Here is an 11,693-nt window from a genome sequence, read left to right as displayed (position 1 = left end):
CGATATGGACATCCCTCAGATTTCGGCGCTTTTGCGCGAACATCACTTCTGTCATCGCCCGGACTTTCGCGAACTGGTCAAAGTTGAACCGGGTGAGGAGCAAAGCTTTCGCGCGTATTGGGATAACCTGGTGCGCGACGAGGCGTTCAGGACTTACACCCACCGCGAACGGCGCATCTTGCGCTATCGTCTGTTACCGTCACGGCAATTGCAGATCGACAGGAATACGGCGTTCAAATCGCCGGTCACCTACGCGGTGAACTATCGCCAGGGCGTGAACCACCTGAGCTATAGCGAGGAGGGCTTTATCGAGCACCCACTCATGCAGAAGCTGCTGGCGACGGACCTTGCAGTGATTGCCCCGCACCTGGGCGAACAGACTTATACGATCGATATCCATCAGTTCCGGGTGCGGGCGGATGGGCCATCAAGCAGCCCGACCACTTCGGGGATTCACCAGGACGGCCTGGATTGGGTGTTCATGCACTTTATTGGCGAATGCAACACGGTGCCGGTGGTGTCGGAGGTGTTTGCCGACGAAACGGAGCACAGCCGGCTGCTGCAACTGCCGATGGAGAAATTTCTGGAGACTATCGTGATCAACGACCGTGGGTTCTACCATCGGGCCGGGGAGGTGCGACCGCGGGTGGAGACGGCACCGGCCTGGCGCGATGTGCTCTTGGTAAGCCTGCGCAGTGTCGAGGAGGCACAGCCTGCATGAGCCACGATCAACAACTGAATCTGTCGACCCGCAACGCTCGCCTGATCATCTTTGCTCGCGGTGTGTCGGATTTTGGCGCGTTCCTCAACATGGTGGCGTTGTCCACTTATGTGTACTGGCTCAGCCAGAGCGTAGTGTTTGTCAGCATTTTCCTGGCGTGCCGGGTCACCGGCGGGATTGTCGCCAGCCTGTTTGGCATCCCGTTTTTTCGGCGGTTTGCCGGGCGTGGGACGTTGGCGGGGTTGGACCTGGCCCGGGCGCTGTTGCTGACGCCGCTGCTGGTGTTGTTACCGGCCCATCAACTCACCCTTCTTCCCTTTATCGCCTTCGGTATCGGCCTGTGCAATTCGCTGTTTGCCATTGGCCTCAACAGTCAGTTGCCCACCTGGGTCGCGCTGGAGCAGCGGGTGAATACCAATGCATGGATCACCTCGGCGGCCGCCACCGGCGCGGTCTTCGGCAGTTTGCTCTCCGGCTTGCTGATCGCCACGGGCGGATTTGAAGCGGTGTTTGCCGTCAACATCGGCACCTATGTGATTGCCGCTTGCCTGGTCTTGCCCTTGCGCGCGTTGTTTAGCGTTGCTGTTGCCGCGCATCGCGGGCTGGCCGCCGAATGGCACGAGCTGACCAAGGGGTTGCGCGGTGCGCCGGTGCTGGCCGCGATGTTGCTGATCAGCATGCTCGACACCCTTGGCAGCGCGGCCCATAACGTCGGCTGGCCAGTGCTGTCGCAGTACATTTCACCGGACACGGCCAAGACGGTCATGGGCTATCTGCTGGCCGTGTGGGCCTGTGGCAAGTTTGTTGGCGCGCGCATCGCCAGTGCAGTGTTGAAAGGTCGTGGCACCCAAGGCATGGAGCGCTTGTTCATGCTCGGTGTGGCGTTGATGTCCAGCGGCTTTATCCTGACATTCCAGCAGACCGAACTGTGGCTGGCGCTGTTGCTGGTGGTGTGGGCAGGGCTGGGCGATGGATTGTCCGAGGTGGCGTTGATCTCCCGTGCGCAAAGCGAGCCCGATAGCTTGCGCTTGCCGCTGTTCAGCCTCTTGACCCTGATCCAGATGGCCGGTTTTGGCGTGGGCATGCTGGTGGTCGGGCCGTTCTATGTGACGTGGACGCCGGCCCAGGTGATCGTGTTGTTCCATGGGCTGCCATTGACCGCCTTGTTGGTCATGACGATATGGCTGGGGCGCAATGCGTACCGGGGTGTCAGATCGACAAACCCTTGAAGTGTTCCAGACTCCACACAGGCCTTTAGCTTGCCGGAGCAGGCCACGCGTGTTGGCCGGCTGGAACCTGGGGCAAGGCGTGGCGTGTTGCAGGCGCGAGCAAGCTCACGCCCACAGGGTTAATTTTGCTTGAACATCTGCATGGCACGCTGGCGGATTTGCTCCTCGGTCAGGTCCTCCTTATGGGTGGCCAGGAACCAGAGGTGACCGAACGGATCCTTCACACTCGCCGAGCGATCCCCATAGAACTGATCCTGCGGCTCGGACACTACGCTGGCGCCGGCATCAACCGCCTGTTTGAATTGTGCGTCCACGTCATTCACATACAGGTGCAAACCGACACTGGGATGTGAGTCGGGATTGCGCAGGGCCGTTTCGTCACAGGGCGTGCCCAGCATGATCACCGCTTCGCCAATACGCAGCTCCGCATGGCCGACCCTGCCGTCGGGCATGTCCAGGCGCATGAACACCGAGGCGCCAAAGGCCTTTTTGTAGAAATCTATCGCCTTTGCGGCCTCGTTGATGCCCAGGTAGGGAGTAATGCCGTGGTAACCCTCGGGAATAGGTTTAACGCTCATAACGTTCTCCTTTGATTGTGGTTATGGAGTTACAGCCTTTTCACTATAGGTCACGTTGCATTGCGCAACCGGCTTTACCGATCGGAATCAAGCGTGGGCTCCAGCAGTTGCGCACCAGGGCCACGCTCACCCAACTGGTCATCGTGATTGCGCAACGGGCACGCCTCCATCGACAGGCACCCGCACCCGATACAACCATTGAGCTTGTCGCGCAGCAGCGTCAGCTTGTTGATGCGCTCATCCAGATCTTGACGCCACAAGGCCGACAGCCGTTCCCAGTCGTGAGCGTTCGGTGTGCGCCCATCGGGCAGGGCCCGCAATGCCTCGCCAATGGTCGCCAGCGGAATGCCCAGGCGTTGGGCAATTTTGATCAGCACCACCCGGCGCAGTACGTCCCGTGGATATCGCCGTTGATTGCCGGCATTGCGATTGCTCTTGATCAGCCCTTTGGATTCGTAGAAGTGCAGGGCGGTGACCGCTACGCCGCTGCGGGCGGCCAACTGACCGACGCTGAGTTCGTTGCTGAGCATGTAAGACTCCCAAACAGTGCTTGACCTCGACTTAACTAGAGGTTTTACCCTGCGTGACATCGAATCGCAAGATTCTGCCTACAGAGAAAGGGGAGTGCTCATGCAGGTATCAGAGAAAAATCGCAGCTTCACTCAATTGATCGAATTTCAGATCGAGCCCCGCCAGCAATCAGCCCTGGTGGCGGCCTTGACCACCCAGAGCGAGCGCCTCGCGGCAAGCCATGGTGGCTTTCTGAGTGCCAGTGTGCAGGTCAGCGATGATGGGCGGCGGGTGCTCAATTACCTGCAATGGCAATCCCGCGAGGACGGAGAAGCAGCCTTCAAGCGTTTCGAGCACGGCGACGAAGATTTCTGGACACTGATCCGCGCGCATCAAGCGACGGCTGTAACCTTCGGATCATTCCAGGTGTTGCGCAGTTTTGAGCGCAGTCAGGACGATGCTTTGCACTGCCGCTTAAATGGATAAATGCAGCATCCGTTCGCCCAGCAGCGTTTGCCCGGGCCGGCGTTTGTTTACCGCCAGCTCGCCGATCTTGATCAGGCGCGTGCGCGTAACGTTGCGGCTCAGGCCCAGCAGGTTGGCGGTGTGTACTTGGTTGTAATGGCTGAAGCGGTAAGCGGCGCGTAATAAAGCGTCCTCGACTTTTTCATGCAGGGCGCCGGCCTGTTCCTCGAAGAGCTTTTGAAACGCCCGCGCAAGCAAGGCTTCGGCGCTGTTGTCGGTGGCGTGCTGGCTGTCGTCCTGGCGCTCGATGCGCATATTCGACAGGCGCAGATCGTCGCGCTCGATCACGCCGTTGCGGCAGATCAGCAAGGTGTGGTGAATCACGTTTTCCAGCTCGCGAATATTGCCCGGCCAACTGTAGCGCTTGAGTTTGTGCTCGGCCTCGCTGCTGATGGTGATCGGGACGTAGCCCAGACGCTGGCTGTAGGCTTGGATAAAGTGGCGGGTCAGCGGCAGGATATCGCCGGGGCGCTCGCGCAGCGGGCTCAGCTCCAGGCTGACCACATCGAGGCGGTAGTACAGATCTTCGCGAAAATGCCCGGCGTTGATGGCCTTTTCCAGTTGTACGTTGGTGGCGGCCAGGACTCTTACATCAATAGGTATGCTTTTGCGTGAGCCCAGGCGCACCACTTCGCGCTCCTGCAACACCCGCAGCAGTTTGACCTGGATGGCCATCGGCAGGTCGCCGATCTCATCGAGAAACAAGGTGCCGCCGTCTGCCTCTTCGAACCAGCCGGCCTTGGCGCTGAGGGCGCCGGTAAACGCGCCTTTCTCGTGGCCGAACAACTCGGCTTCCACCAGGGATTCAGAGAACGCCCCGCAGTTCACCGCTACGAACGGCCGGTTGCGCCGAGCGCTGAGGTTGTGGATATGCCGCGCCACCAGCTCTTTGCCGGTGCCGGTCTCGCCGATGATCAGCACGCTGGCTTCGCTGGGCGCCACTTGTTGGATATGGTCGAGCAGTGCCTGGGATTTGGGGTCTTCGAAGACCTGGGCCGTGGCGCGGATCGAGGTCGCAAGGGCGGGCGAGGGCGGTAGGGTCAAAAGCTGCATGGGCACCTCTCTCAGGAGTAGAACGTCGGGATCGGCAAGTACTGGCTCAATGCCCCAGCGGCCCCGTCAGGCTGGTAACCCCGTACCCGGCCAGGCTGGCATACAGCTGCGGCAGCAACGGGAACACTAGTTAACAGCTCCTTTAACGGCGGGTACTGAGCAACAGAGGTGAAGTAGGTTGAACAAGGGCTGTACCAACGGGTTCAGGCTTTGATCTGTATGGGTATGGCGCTCGCTGCCGAGAAAGGGAGTTGTTGTCTGACCCCAGTTTTGGGGTTGGCTGTTGCCACTGCACAGTTGCTGACGTGTGAAGCTATTTATAGAGAAAATGATTTATTCCGTAAATGGATGTGTTTGCATATTTATAGATCTTTAAGGAATATTAGCAGCTGATTGTTGAAGGTGGCGTGCCGGTTGATAGCGACTATCACGGGCGATGATTTTTCACCGAGAAGGACCGGGAGTAGCCTGTGTTCATTGACTTGAACCCCCTCTCGCAGAGCCGCCGCCATGAACCGTTTCCTCGCTGTTTCGCTGCTACTTGTTACCTCTGTCCTTGCCGGATGTGCGTCCCATCCAGCCCCGGAATTGCGTCCATACACCGCCGAGGAGACCAGGCAATTGGCCCTGGAGGCGCTGAGCCGTCGCGGCTTGTCGTTTGACGAATATCAGCAGCAGCGCGCTGCGTTGCTTGGCCAGCCACAGAAGCCTTTCTCTTTTGATCGCCAGGGTGAAATGAACGCCGAGCGCAGCGTAGTCCTGCATGGTCGCCCCAGTTGAGCCGGCCTCTTGCGATAAAAAGCCCGAGGATTCCCTTAAGGAACCTCGGGCTTTTTGTTTGCCATGGAGCTACTTCAGCCTGTTAAGCTCAATTCCAGGAGCGTTCCTACGCACATTTAAATAAAGTTACCTTCTTTAATGGCATTCGATCGGTTAAACCTGACGACCTCTGTTCCGGTCGATGCCCCCCCGAGACGCTGCGTTCGGGAGCACGCTCTGCGAGTTTTAACGTCATGAATAAACGTCCGTTGTATTTTGACTACGCCGCTACCACGCCGGTGGATGAGCGGGTTATCCAGGTGATGGTCGAGTGCCTGGGCTTCAATGCCAATTTTGGTAACCCGGCGTCCAGTTCCCATGCATTCGGCCAGGCGGCCCGGCACACGGTTGAACAGGCGCGTCGCCAGGTCGCTGAACTGGTCGGCGCCCAGCCGGAGCAGATCGTCTGGACCTCCGGCGCCACGGAGTCCAACAACCTGGCGCTCAAGGGAGTGACCCAGGCCCGGGGTGTGGCGGGTGGGCATATCATCACCAGCCAGATCGAGCACAAGGCCACACTGGATACTGCGCGGCAACTGCAGGAAGCCGGCGTGGCGGTGACCTACCTGGTGCCGGATGCGGACGGCTTGATCAGCGTCGAAGCGGTCAGCGAAGCCCTGCGCGAGGACACCTTCCTGGTCTCGCTGATGCTGGTCAATAACGAGCTGGGCACCCTGAATGACATCCCGGCCATCGGTGCGCGGGTACGTGAGCATGGCGCGTTGTTTCATGTGGACGCGGCGCAAGGGGCTGGCAAGGTAGCCATCGACCTGGGCCTGTGGCCGGTGGATTTGATGTCATTCTCCGCGCACAAGCTGTACGGCCCCAAAGGTATCGGCGCGTTGTATGTCGGGCCTTTGGCGCAGCAGAAAGTGCTGGCGCAGATTCATGGCGGTGGACACGAAGGGGGCTTGCGTTCTGGCACCCTGGCGACCCATCAGATTGCCGGCATGGGGACGGCGTTTGCCTTGGCGGCAGCGTCCTTTGCTGATGAGAAGGCTCGGATTGCAGCGTTGCGCCAGCGCCTGCTGGATCACCTGACGTCAGTTACCGGCTTGCGCCTCAATGGCAGCCCAACTCAGCGTATTCCACATACCCTGAGCCTGACGTTCAGCGAGGGTGAGTTCAACTCTGCCACACTGAGCGCGGGCATTGCCTTTTCCGCGACTTCGGCGTGCAATTCGGCAAGCAACGCACCGTCCCATGTGCTTCTGGCCCTGGGGCATGATGCTCGCACCGCCGGTCGTACCATTCGCTTGAGCCTGGGCCGGTTTACCACCGAACAGGACATCGACGAAGCCGCACAGTTGATCAAGGCAGCATTGGCCAGCGCCCCGGCGTTTTGGGCGGTCTGATTTATCATTGGCAACATATAACAATTATTCGTGGTTAGCAGGAGACACAATGAGTACGCAGCCTTTGACCCATGGAACGGTTCCCCAGCGCCTGGCGCATACCCGTGAACTGATGCGCCGCGAGGGCATTCACGCCCTGCTGGTGCCATCGGCTGACCCGCACTTGTCCGAATACTTGCCGGGCTACTGGCAGGGGCGCCAATGGTTGTCGGGGTTCCATGGTTCGGTGGGGACACTGATCGTCACGGCGGATTTTGCCGGGGTCTGGGCCGATAGCCGTTACTGGGAGCAGGCGACCAAGGAACTCAAGGGCAGTGGCATTGAGTTGGTAAAGCTGCAACCGGGCCAGCCTGGGCCGTTGGAATGGCTGGCCGAGCAAACCCCTGAAGGTGGCGTAGTGGCTGTGGACGGTGCGGTCATGGCCGTGGCTTCGGCACGTACTCTGGGGGGCAAGCTGGCCGAGCGCGGCGCCCGCTTGCGCACTGATATCGACCTGCTCGATGAAGTCTGGCAAGACCGCCCAACGCTACCAAACCAGCCGATCTACCAGCATCTGCCGCCTCAAGCCACCGTCAGCCGTGGCGAGAAACTCGCCGCACTGCGCGCCAGCTTGAAAGACAAGGGCGCCGATTGGCATTTCATCGCGACGCTGGACGACATCGCCTGGTTGTTCAACCTGCGTGGCGGTGATGTGTCCTTCAACCCGGTATTTGTATCTTTTGCGTTGATCAACCAACAGCAGGCTACGTTGTTTGTCGCGCTGGGCAAGGTCGATGCCGAGTTGCGGGTGATGCTCGAGCAGGATGGCGTGACGTTGCGCGACTACAGCGAAGTGGCCGATGCACTGCGTGCCGTACCGTCGGGGGCCAGTTTGCAAGTGGACCCCGCACGCGTGACGGCCGGCTTGCTGGAAAATCTCGATGCCGGCGTCAAGCTGGTTGAAGGACTCAACCCGACTACGCTCGCAAAATCCCGCAAGAGCCTGGCGGACGCGGAACATATTCGTCAGGCCATGGAGCAGGATGGCGCTGCGTTGTGCGAATTTTTTGCCTGGCTCGACAGCGCCCTGGGCCGCGAGCGCATTACCGAACTGACGATCGACGAACACTTGACTGCGGCGCGTACCCGCCGCCCTGGCTATGTGTCGCTGAGCTTCAACACCATTGCTGCGTTCAACGCCAACGGCGCCATGCCGCATTACCACGCGACTGAACAAGAGCATGCCCTGATCGAAGGCGATGGCTTGCTATTGATCGATTCCGGTGGCCAGTACCTGGGCGGCACCACGGACATCACGCGGATGGTGCCCATCGGTACCCCGAGTGATGAGCAGAAGCGCGATTGCACGCGGGTACTCAAGGGGGTGATTGCCCTGTCCCGTGCACACTTCCCCAAAGGTATTCTCTCACCGTTGCTGGATGCGATTGCCCGTGCGCCGATCTGGGCCGAAGGGGTGGACTACGGTCACGGTACAGGTCATGGCGTAGGTTATTTCCTCAATGTGCATGAGGGGCCGCAGGTTATTGCCTACCAGGCCGCTGCCGCGCCACAAACAGCGATGCAACCTGGGATGATTACTTCCATCGAGCCGGGGACTTATCGCCCTGGTCGTTGGGGTGTACGCATCGAAAACCTGGTGTTGAACCGTGAAGCGGGCAAGACCGAGTTTGGGGAGTTCCTCAAGTTCGAAACCCTGACCTTGTGCCCGATTGACACCCGTTGCCTGGAACCGTCGTTGCTGACGGCGGATGAGCGCGAATGGTTCAACGCCTATCACGCCGAGGTGCGTGAGCGCTTGAGCCCGCTGCTCAGTGGTGCGGCGCTTGAGTGGTTGCAGGTGCGTACCACAGCTATTTGATTGGCTGCAGCCGGCCTGCGCCGGCTGCAAGCGATATTTAGCTGAGGGCTTCGCGCACGAAGTCCAGTCGGTCCTGACCAAAGAACAGCTGATTGCCTACAAAAAAGCTGGGGGCACCGAACACGCCGCGTTTAACGGCTTGTTCGGTTTTGTCCTTGAGCGCGTTTTTGACGGCTTCATCATTGGACAGGGCCAATACCTGCTCTGGGTCGAACCCATGCTCGGTCAGCACGTGGGCCACGACCTCCGGATCGCCCAGGTGTCGGCCTTCCACCCAGAGGGCGCGGAACAGGCAGTCGATAAAGTCGGAGAAGCGCTCAGGCTCATGGATTTGTATGCCGGTGATTGCGCGCATCAGTACCAGTGTATTGATGGGAAAGTGCGGGTTGAAACTGAGCGGTACATTGTAGCGTTTGGCGTAGCGCGCCAAGTCATCCAGCATGTAGCGACCCTTGGCCGGCACAGTGATCGGTGAGGCGTTGCCAGTAGCCTTGAATACGCCGCCCAACAGCATCGGTTGATAGACCAGATGCGCGCCGGTCTCGGTGCAGAGTGCCGGTAGTTGGGTATAGGCCAGGTAAGTCGCGGGGCTACCGAGATCAAAGAAAAATTCCAGGGTTTTACTCATGGTCGATACTCGCTGCTTATTGTTATAGGGGCGTGTTACCAGGGTTCGTTCCAGGGGCGCAGGTCCAGCTCGAACGTCCAGGCGTCCCGGGGCTGGCTGTGCAGGTACCAGTAGTTTTCGGCGATGTGGTCAGGGTTGAGGAGGCCGTCCTGATCCTTGAGGGCATATTTTTGCGGGAAATTTTCGCGAATGAACTCGGTATCAATGGCGCCATCGACTACTACATGGGCGACGTGGATGTTCATCGGGCCTAATTCCCGCGCCATGCTTTGGGCCAGGGCGCGGATACCATGTTTGGCCCCGGCGAATGCGGCAAATCCCGCGGCCCCACGCAAGCCGGCAGTGGCGCCGGTGAACAGGATGGTGCCGCGTTTACGGGTGGCCATACGCTTGGCGACTTCGCGCGCGTTCAAGAAGCCGGAGAAACACGCCATCTCCCAAATCTTGAAGTACTTGCGTGCGGTTTCTTCCAGAATGCTGCAAGGCACGTTCGCACCGATGTTGAAGACGAACGCTTCAATGGGCCCCAGCTCCGTTTCGATTTGCTCTACCAGTGCGATCACGTCTTCTTCTTTACGTGCATCACAGGCAAAGCCATGGGCTTGCCCGCCCGCCAATTGAATGCTGTCTACCAGTGGTTGCAGTTTGTCGGCACTACGACGGGTAACGCAGGCGATGTAACCTTCTCGGGCAAAGCGCTTGGCTATGGCGCCGCCGGTTGCGTCACCGGCGCCTACCACCAATACGATTTTGTTGTTGTGCGTCATGGGAACTCCATTGGCTCGATGATCGAGCAGGAGTTTAGTCGCCATGTCGTAAATGGCCTGGCCTGTGTGGAAATTTAAGATGAGCAGTCAGGGAGACTGCTCGGGCAGCTATTTGCAGATGACGATCATGCTGCGGCTGGTATAGCCGGCAGGGTTGAGACCGAAGGGATAGTCCCCTGGCTCTTCGGAGTTGTCGCCGGACTTGGCAATCACTCGATAACCCTTGGCGCCGCATGAATTGGCGGCACTGGTGTAGCACTGGTCCCAGGAGGAGGACAGGCCCGAACAGTTGATATGCAGTCCTTTTTTACCGCGTTTCACTTCTGTTTTAGTGGTGGCGGCACACCCCGCGATGCCCACAACCAGCAACAGTATCAAAATTCGTTTCATTCCCATCCTTAATAGCCGCCCTGCAAAGAACAGGGCTGCTTTACTCGCTCTCGAGCGAAGCGTTCATGCAGTCCGTGTCGAAATTCTCCATGAATGACATTCGGTTACGGCCTAAACATGGCCTAAATGAGCGGCAAATACCAGAGCTGGGGTTAAAGATGATCAGTCGGCGGGTACCAGTGGTTTGGATTCGTGGCGCATCGTCAAAGTGGCACCGACCGAGGCCAGGATAATGCAGGTGATGGCCAGCCACTGGGCGAGCGATAGATGCTCGTGCAGGAAAAACAGGCCGGAGAGGGCGCCGAACGCCGGCTCGATACTCATCAGTGTGCCGAAAGTACGGGCGGGAAGGCGTGTTAGTGCGACCATCTCAAGGGTGTAGGGCAGGGCAGTGGACAGAATCGCCACGCCGATGGCGACAGGGATCAGTGCCGGCGTCAGCAGCGCGGCGCCGGCATGCACGATGCCGATCGGTGCAACGAAGAGGGCGGCAATCATTACCCCGAGCGCGGCGGTCTGGACGCCATTGTCATTTCCCGCCTTTTGGCCGAACAAAATGTAGAGCGCCCAGCATACGCCGGCGCCCAGCGCGTAAGCGGCCCCTATCAGATCAATGCCGCTACTGGCCTTGTCCGTCGGAATCAACAGAAGCAGGCCAATGATCGCCAGAGCAATCCACACGAAGTCGACAGCTCGGCGCGAGGCATAGATAGCTACAGCAAGCGGGCCTGTGAATTCGAGCGCTACGGCAATTCCCAGGGGGACAGTGCGCAGTGACATATAGAAGAGGAAGTTCATGCCACCTAGCGCCATCCCGTAGATGATCACTGTGCGCAGTGACTTGGCCGTCAGCTTGGCGCGCCATGGTCGCAATATGAGCAGCATGATCACACTGGCAAAAATCAAACGCAGGGCGGTGGTGCCTTGTGCGCCGACAACGGGAAACATGCTCTTGGCCAATGATGCCCCGGATTGAATGGAGGCCATGGCGATCAACAGCAGGCCTACGGGAAACAGTGCCGAGGCCAGGCTGCGGGGTGAAGTGGTCATTGAGAGGGCTCTTCTGAGGTCGTAGTCAATAAGCAGAAGACGCTATGATGCTTAACTGTCAAGCGATGAGCAATATATTGCTCAAATCGCACGCAGTGGTTGTCTATATAGTGTAATTCTTGAGTTTGCCGCGGATTTAATAGAAAACCCAAATTAAGAGTTGACGGCAGATTCTGGAAGCCTATAATTCGCCCCACTTCCGGCGCAGTC

Annotated in this window: 14 protein-coding genes and 1 pseudogene; 6 read left to right on the top strand and 9 right to left on the bottom strand. The window is 59.0% G+C overall.

Translation table 11 applies throughout. From position 1 onward, the window contains the following. The first annotated feature begins 4 nt into the window (after positions 1 to 4). Positions 5 to 721, top strand: coding sequence for a 2OG-Fe dioxygenase family protein (locus tag TK42_RS25740; RefSeq protein ID WP_103735451.1), 717 nt, complete (start codon positions 5 to 7; stop codon positions 719 to 721). Next, the gene (locus TK42_RS25735) at positions 718 to 1,950 is read left to right on the top strand and encodes an MFS transporter (protein WP_005786751.1); all 1,233 of its coding nucleotides are present in this window, start codon (positions 718 to 720) and stop codon (positions 1,948 to 1,950) included. The genes TK42_RS25740 and TK42_RS25735 overlap by 4 nt, the downstream gene beginning before the upstream one ends. A gap of 119 nt (positions 1,951 to 2,069) precedes the next feature. Here the strand turns inward: TK42_RS25735 and TK42_RS25730 are convergent, their stop codons facing one another. Next, a complete protein-coding gene (locus TK42_RS25730) occupies positions 2,070 to 2,528 on the bottom strand; it encodes a VOC family protein (protein ID WP_032876949.1) in 459 nt (152 codons plus the stop codon). Positions 2,529 to 2,602: 74 nt separating this feature from the next. After that, positions 2,603 to 3,058, bottom strand: a complete 456-nt coding sequence (soxR, locus tag TK42_RS25725; RefSeq protein ID WP_078820804.1) for a redox-sensitive transcriptional activator SoxR — start codon at positions 3,056 to 3,058, stop codon at positions 2,603 to 2,605. Positions 3,059 to 3,158: 100 nt separating this feature from the next. On the opposite strand from soxR, the gene TK42_RS25720 reads away from it, so the two are divergent. Beyond that, positions 3,159 to 3,524: an antibiotic biosynthesis monooxygenase gene (locus TK42_RS25720; RefSeq protein WP_005786757.1), complete on the top strand. Its 366-nt coding sequence runs from the start codon at positions 3,159 to 3,161 to the stop codon at positions 3,522 to 3,524. Here the strand turns inward: TK42_RS25720 and TK42_RS25715 are convergent. Both TK42_RS25715 and TK42_RS27240 read right to left on the bottom strand, forming a co-directional pair. Next, positions 3,513 to 4,616, bottom strand: coding sequence for a sigma-54-dependent Fis family transcriptional regulator (locus tag TK42_RS25715; RefSeq protein ID WP_103735450.1), 1,104 nt, complete (start codon positions 4,614 to 4,616; stop codon positions 3,513 to 3,515). The genes TK42_RS25720 and TK42_RS25715 overlap by 12 nt on opposite strands. A gap of 46 nt (positions 4,617 to 4,662) precedes the next feature. Then, positions 4,663 to 4,746: pseudogene (locus TK42_RS27240) on the bottom strand (hypothetical protein); the annotation flags it as partial. A 380-nt stretch (positions 4,747 to 5,126) separates the two neighbouring features. Between TK42_RS27240 and TK42_RS25710 the strand changes: the two are divergent. The 3 genes from TK42_RS25710 to TK42_RS25700 all read left to right on the top strand — a co-directional run bounded on the left by TK42_RS25710 (position 5,127) and on the right by TK42_RS25700 (position 8,648). Beyond that, entirely contained in the window at positions 5,127 to 5,396 is a 270-nt protein-coding gene (locus TK42_RS25710; RefSeq protein ID WP_032876941.1) for a hypothetical protein, read from the top strand. Between the two features lie 233 nt (positions 5,397 to 5,629). Beyond that, entirely contained in the window at positions 5,630 to 6,790 is a 1,161-nt protein-coding gene (locus tag TK42_RS25705) for a cysteine desulfurase family protein (protein ID WP_078820806.1), read from the top strand. Positions 6,791 to 6,839: 49 nt separating this feature from the next. Beyond that, the gene (locus TK42_RS25700) at positions 6,840 to 8,648 is read left to right on the top strand and encodes an aminopeptidase P family protein (RefSeq protein WP_078820807.1); all 1,809 of its coding nucleotides are present in this window, start codon (positions 6,840 to 6,842) and stop codon (positions 8,646 to 8,648) included. 37 nt (positions 8,649 to 8,685) lie between these two features. Here the strand turns inward: TK42_RS25700 and TK42_RS25695 are convergent, their stop codons facing one another. From TK42_RS25695 to TK42_RS27050, 5 genes are all read right to left on the bottom strand, one after another. Further along, positions 8,686 to 9,276 carry a 2-hydroxychromene-2-carboxylate isomerase gene (locus TK42_RS25695; protein WP_103735449.1) on the bottom strand — a complete coding sequence of 197 codons (591 nt, stop codon included), beginning with the start codon at positions 9,274 to 9,276 and terminating at the stop codon, positions 8,686 to 8,688. Between the two features lie 35 nt (positions 9,277 to 9,311). Next, entirely contained in the window at positions 9,312 to 10,043 is a 732-nt protein-coding gene (locus tag TK42_RS25690) for an SDR family oxidoreductase (protein ID WP_032876930.1), read from the bottom strand. A 108-nt stretch (positions 10,044 to 10,151) separates the two neighbouring features. Further along, positions 10,152 to 10,433, bottom strand: coding sequence for a hypothetical protein (locus tag TK42_RS25685; RefSeq protein ID WP_003190182.1), 282 nt, complete (start codon positions 10,431 to 10,433; stop codon positions 10,152 to 10,154). Positions 10,434 to 10,595: 162 nt separating this feature from the next. Beyond that, positions 10,596 to 11,483, bottom strand: coding sequence for a threonine/homoserine exporter RhtA (gene rhtA, locus TK42_RS25680; RefSeq protein ID WP_103735448.1), 888 nt, complete (start codon positions 11,481 to 11,483; stop codon positions 10,596 to 10,598). Then, positions 11,480 to 11,693: hypothetical protein (locus tag TK42_RS27050; protein ID WP_218276557.1), on the bottom strand; the 214-nt coding region annotated here is incomplete at its 5' end. The genes TK42_RS27050 and rhtA, both read right to left, overlap by 4 nt.

Source organism: Pseudomonas sp. GZJR-8, assembly GCF_002916705.1.
Taxonomy (GTDB): domain Bacteria; phylum Pseudomonadota; class Gammaproteobacteria; order Pseudomonadales; family Pseudomonadaceae; genus Aquipseudomonas; species Aquipseudomonas synxantha_A.
Note: the sequence above shows the minus strand (reverse complement) of the source record. Positions and strands in the feature narration are given on the sequence as shown.

Bases quoted from the DNA above. Each gene is read 5' to 3' on its own strand.
- TK42_RS25700 (WP_078820807.1), top strand. From the start codon at position 6,840: ATGAGTACGCAGCCTTTGACCCATGGAACGGTTCCCCAGCGCCTGGCG.
- TK42_RS25705 (WP_078820806.1), top strand. From the start codon at position 5,630: ATGAATAAACGTCCGTTGTATTTTGACTACGCCGCTACCACGCCGGTG.
- TK42_RS25740 (WP_103735451.1), top strand. From the start codon at position 5: ATGGACATCCCTCAGATTTCGGCGCTTTTGCGCGAACATCACTTCTGT.
- TK42_RS25715 (WP_103735450.1), bottom strand. From the start codon at position 4,616: ATGCAGCTTTTGACCCTACCGCCCTCGCCCGCCCTTGCGACCTCGATC.
- TK42_RS25735 (WP_005786751.1), top strand. From the start codon at position 718: ATGAGCCACGATCAACAACTGAATCTGTCGACCCGCAACGCTCGCCTG.
- soxR (WP_078820804.1), bottom strand. From the start codon at position 3,058: ATGCTCAGCAACGAACTCAGCGTCGGTCAGTTGGCCGCCCGCAGCGGC.
- TK42_RS25710 (WP_032876941.1), top strand. From the start codon at position 5,127: ATGAACCGTTTCCTCGCTGTTTCGCTGCTACTTGTTACCTCTGTCCTT.
- TK42_RS25685 (WP_003190182.1), bottom strand. From the start codon at position 10,433: ATGAAACGAATTTTGATACTGTTGCTGGTTGTGGGCATCGCGGGGTGT.
- rhtA (WP_103735448.1), bottom strand. From the start codon at position 11,483: ATGACCACTTCACCCCGCAGCCTGGCCTCGGCACTGTTTCCCGTAGGC.
- TK42_RS25690 (WP_032876930.1), bottom strand. From the start codon at position 10,043: ATGACGCACAACAACAAAATCGTATTGGTGGTAGGCGCCGGTGACGCA.
- TK42_RS25695 (WP_103735449.1), bottom strand. From the start codon at position 9,276: ATGAGTAAAACCCTGGAATTTTTCTTTGATCTCGGTAGCCCCGCGACT.
- TK42_RS25720 (WP_005786757.1), top strand. From the start codon at position 3,159: ATGCAGGTATCAGAGAAAAATCGCAGCTTCACTCAATTGATCGAATTT.
- TK42_RS25730 (WP_032876949.1), bottom strand. From the start codon at position 2,528: ATGAGCGTTAAACCTATTCCCGAGGGTTACCACGGCATTACTCCCTAC.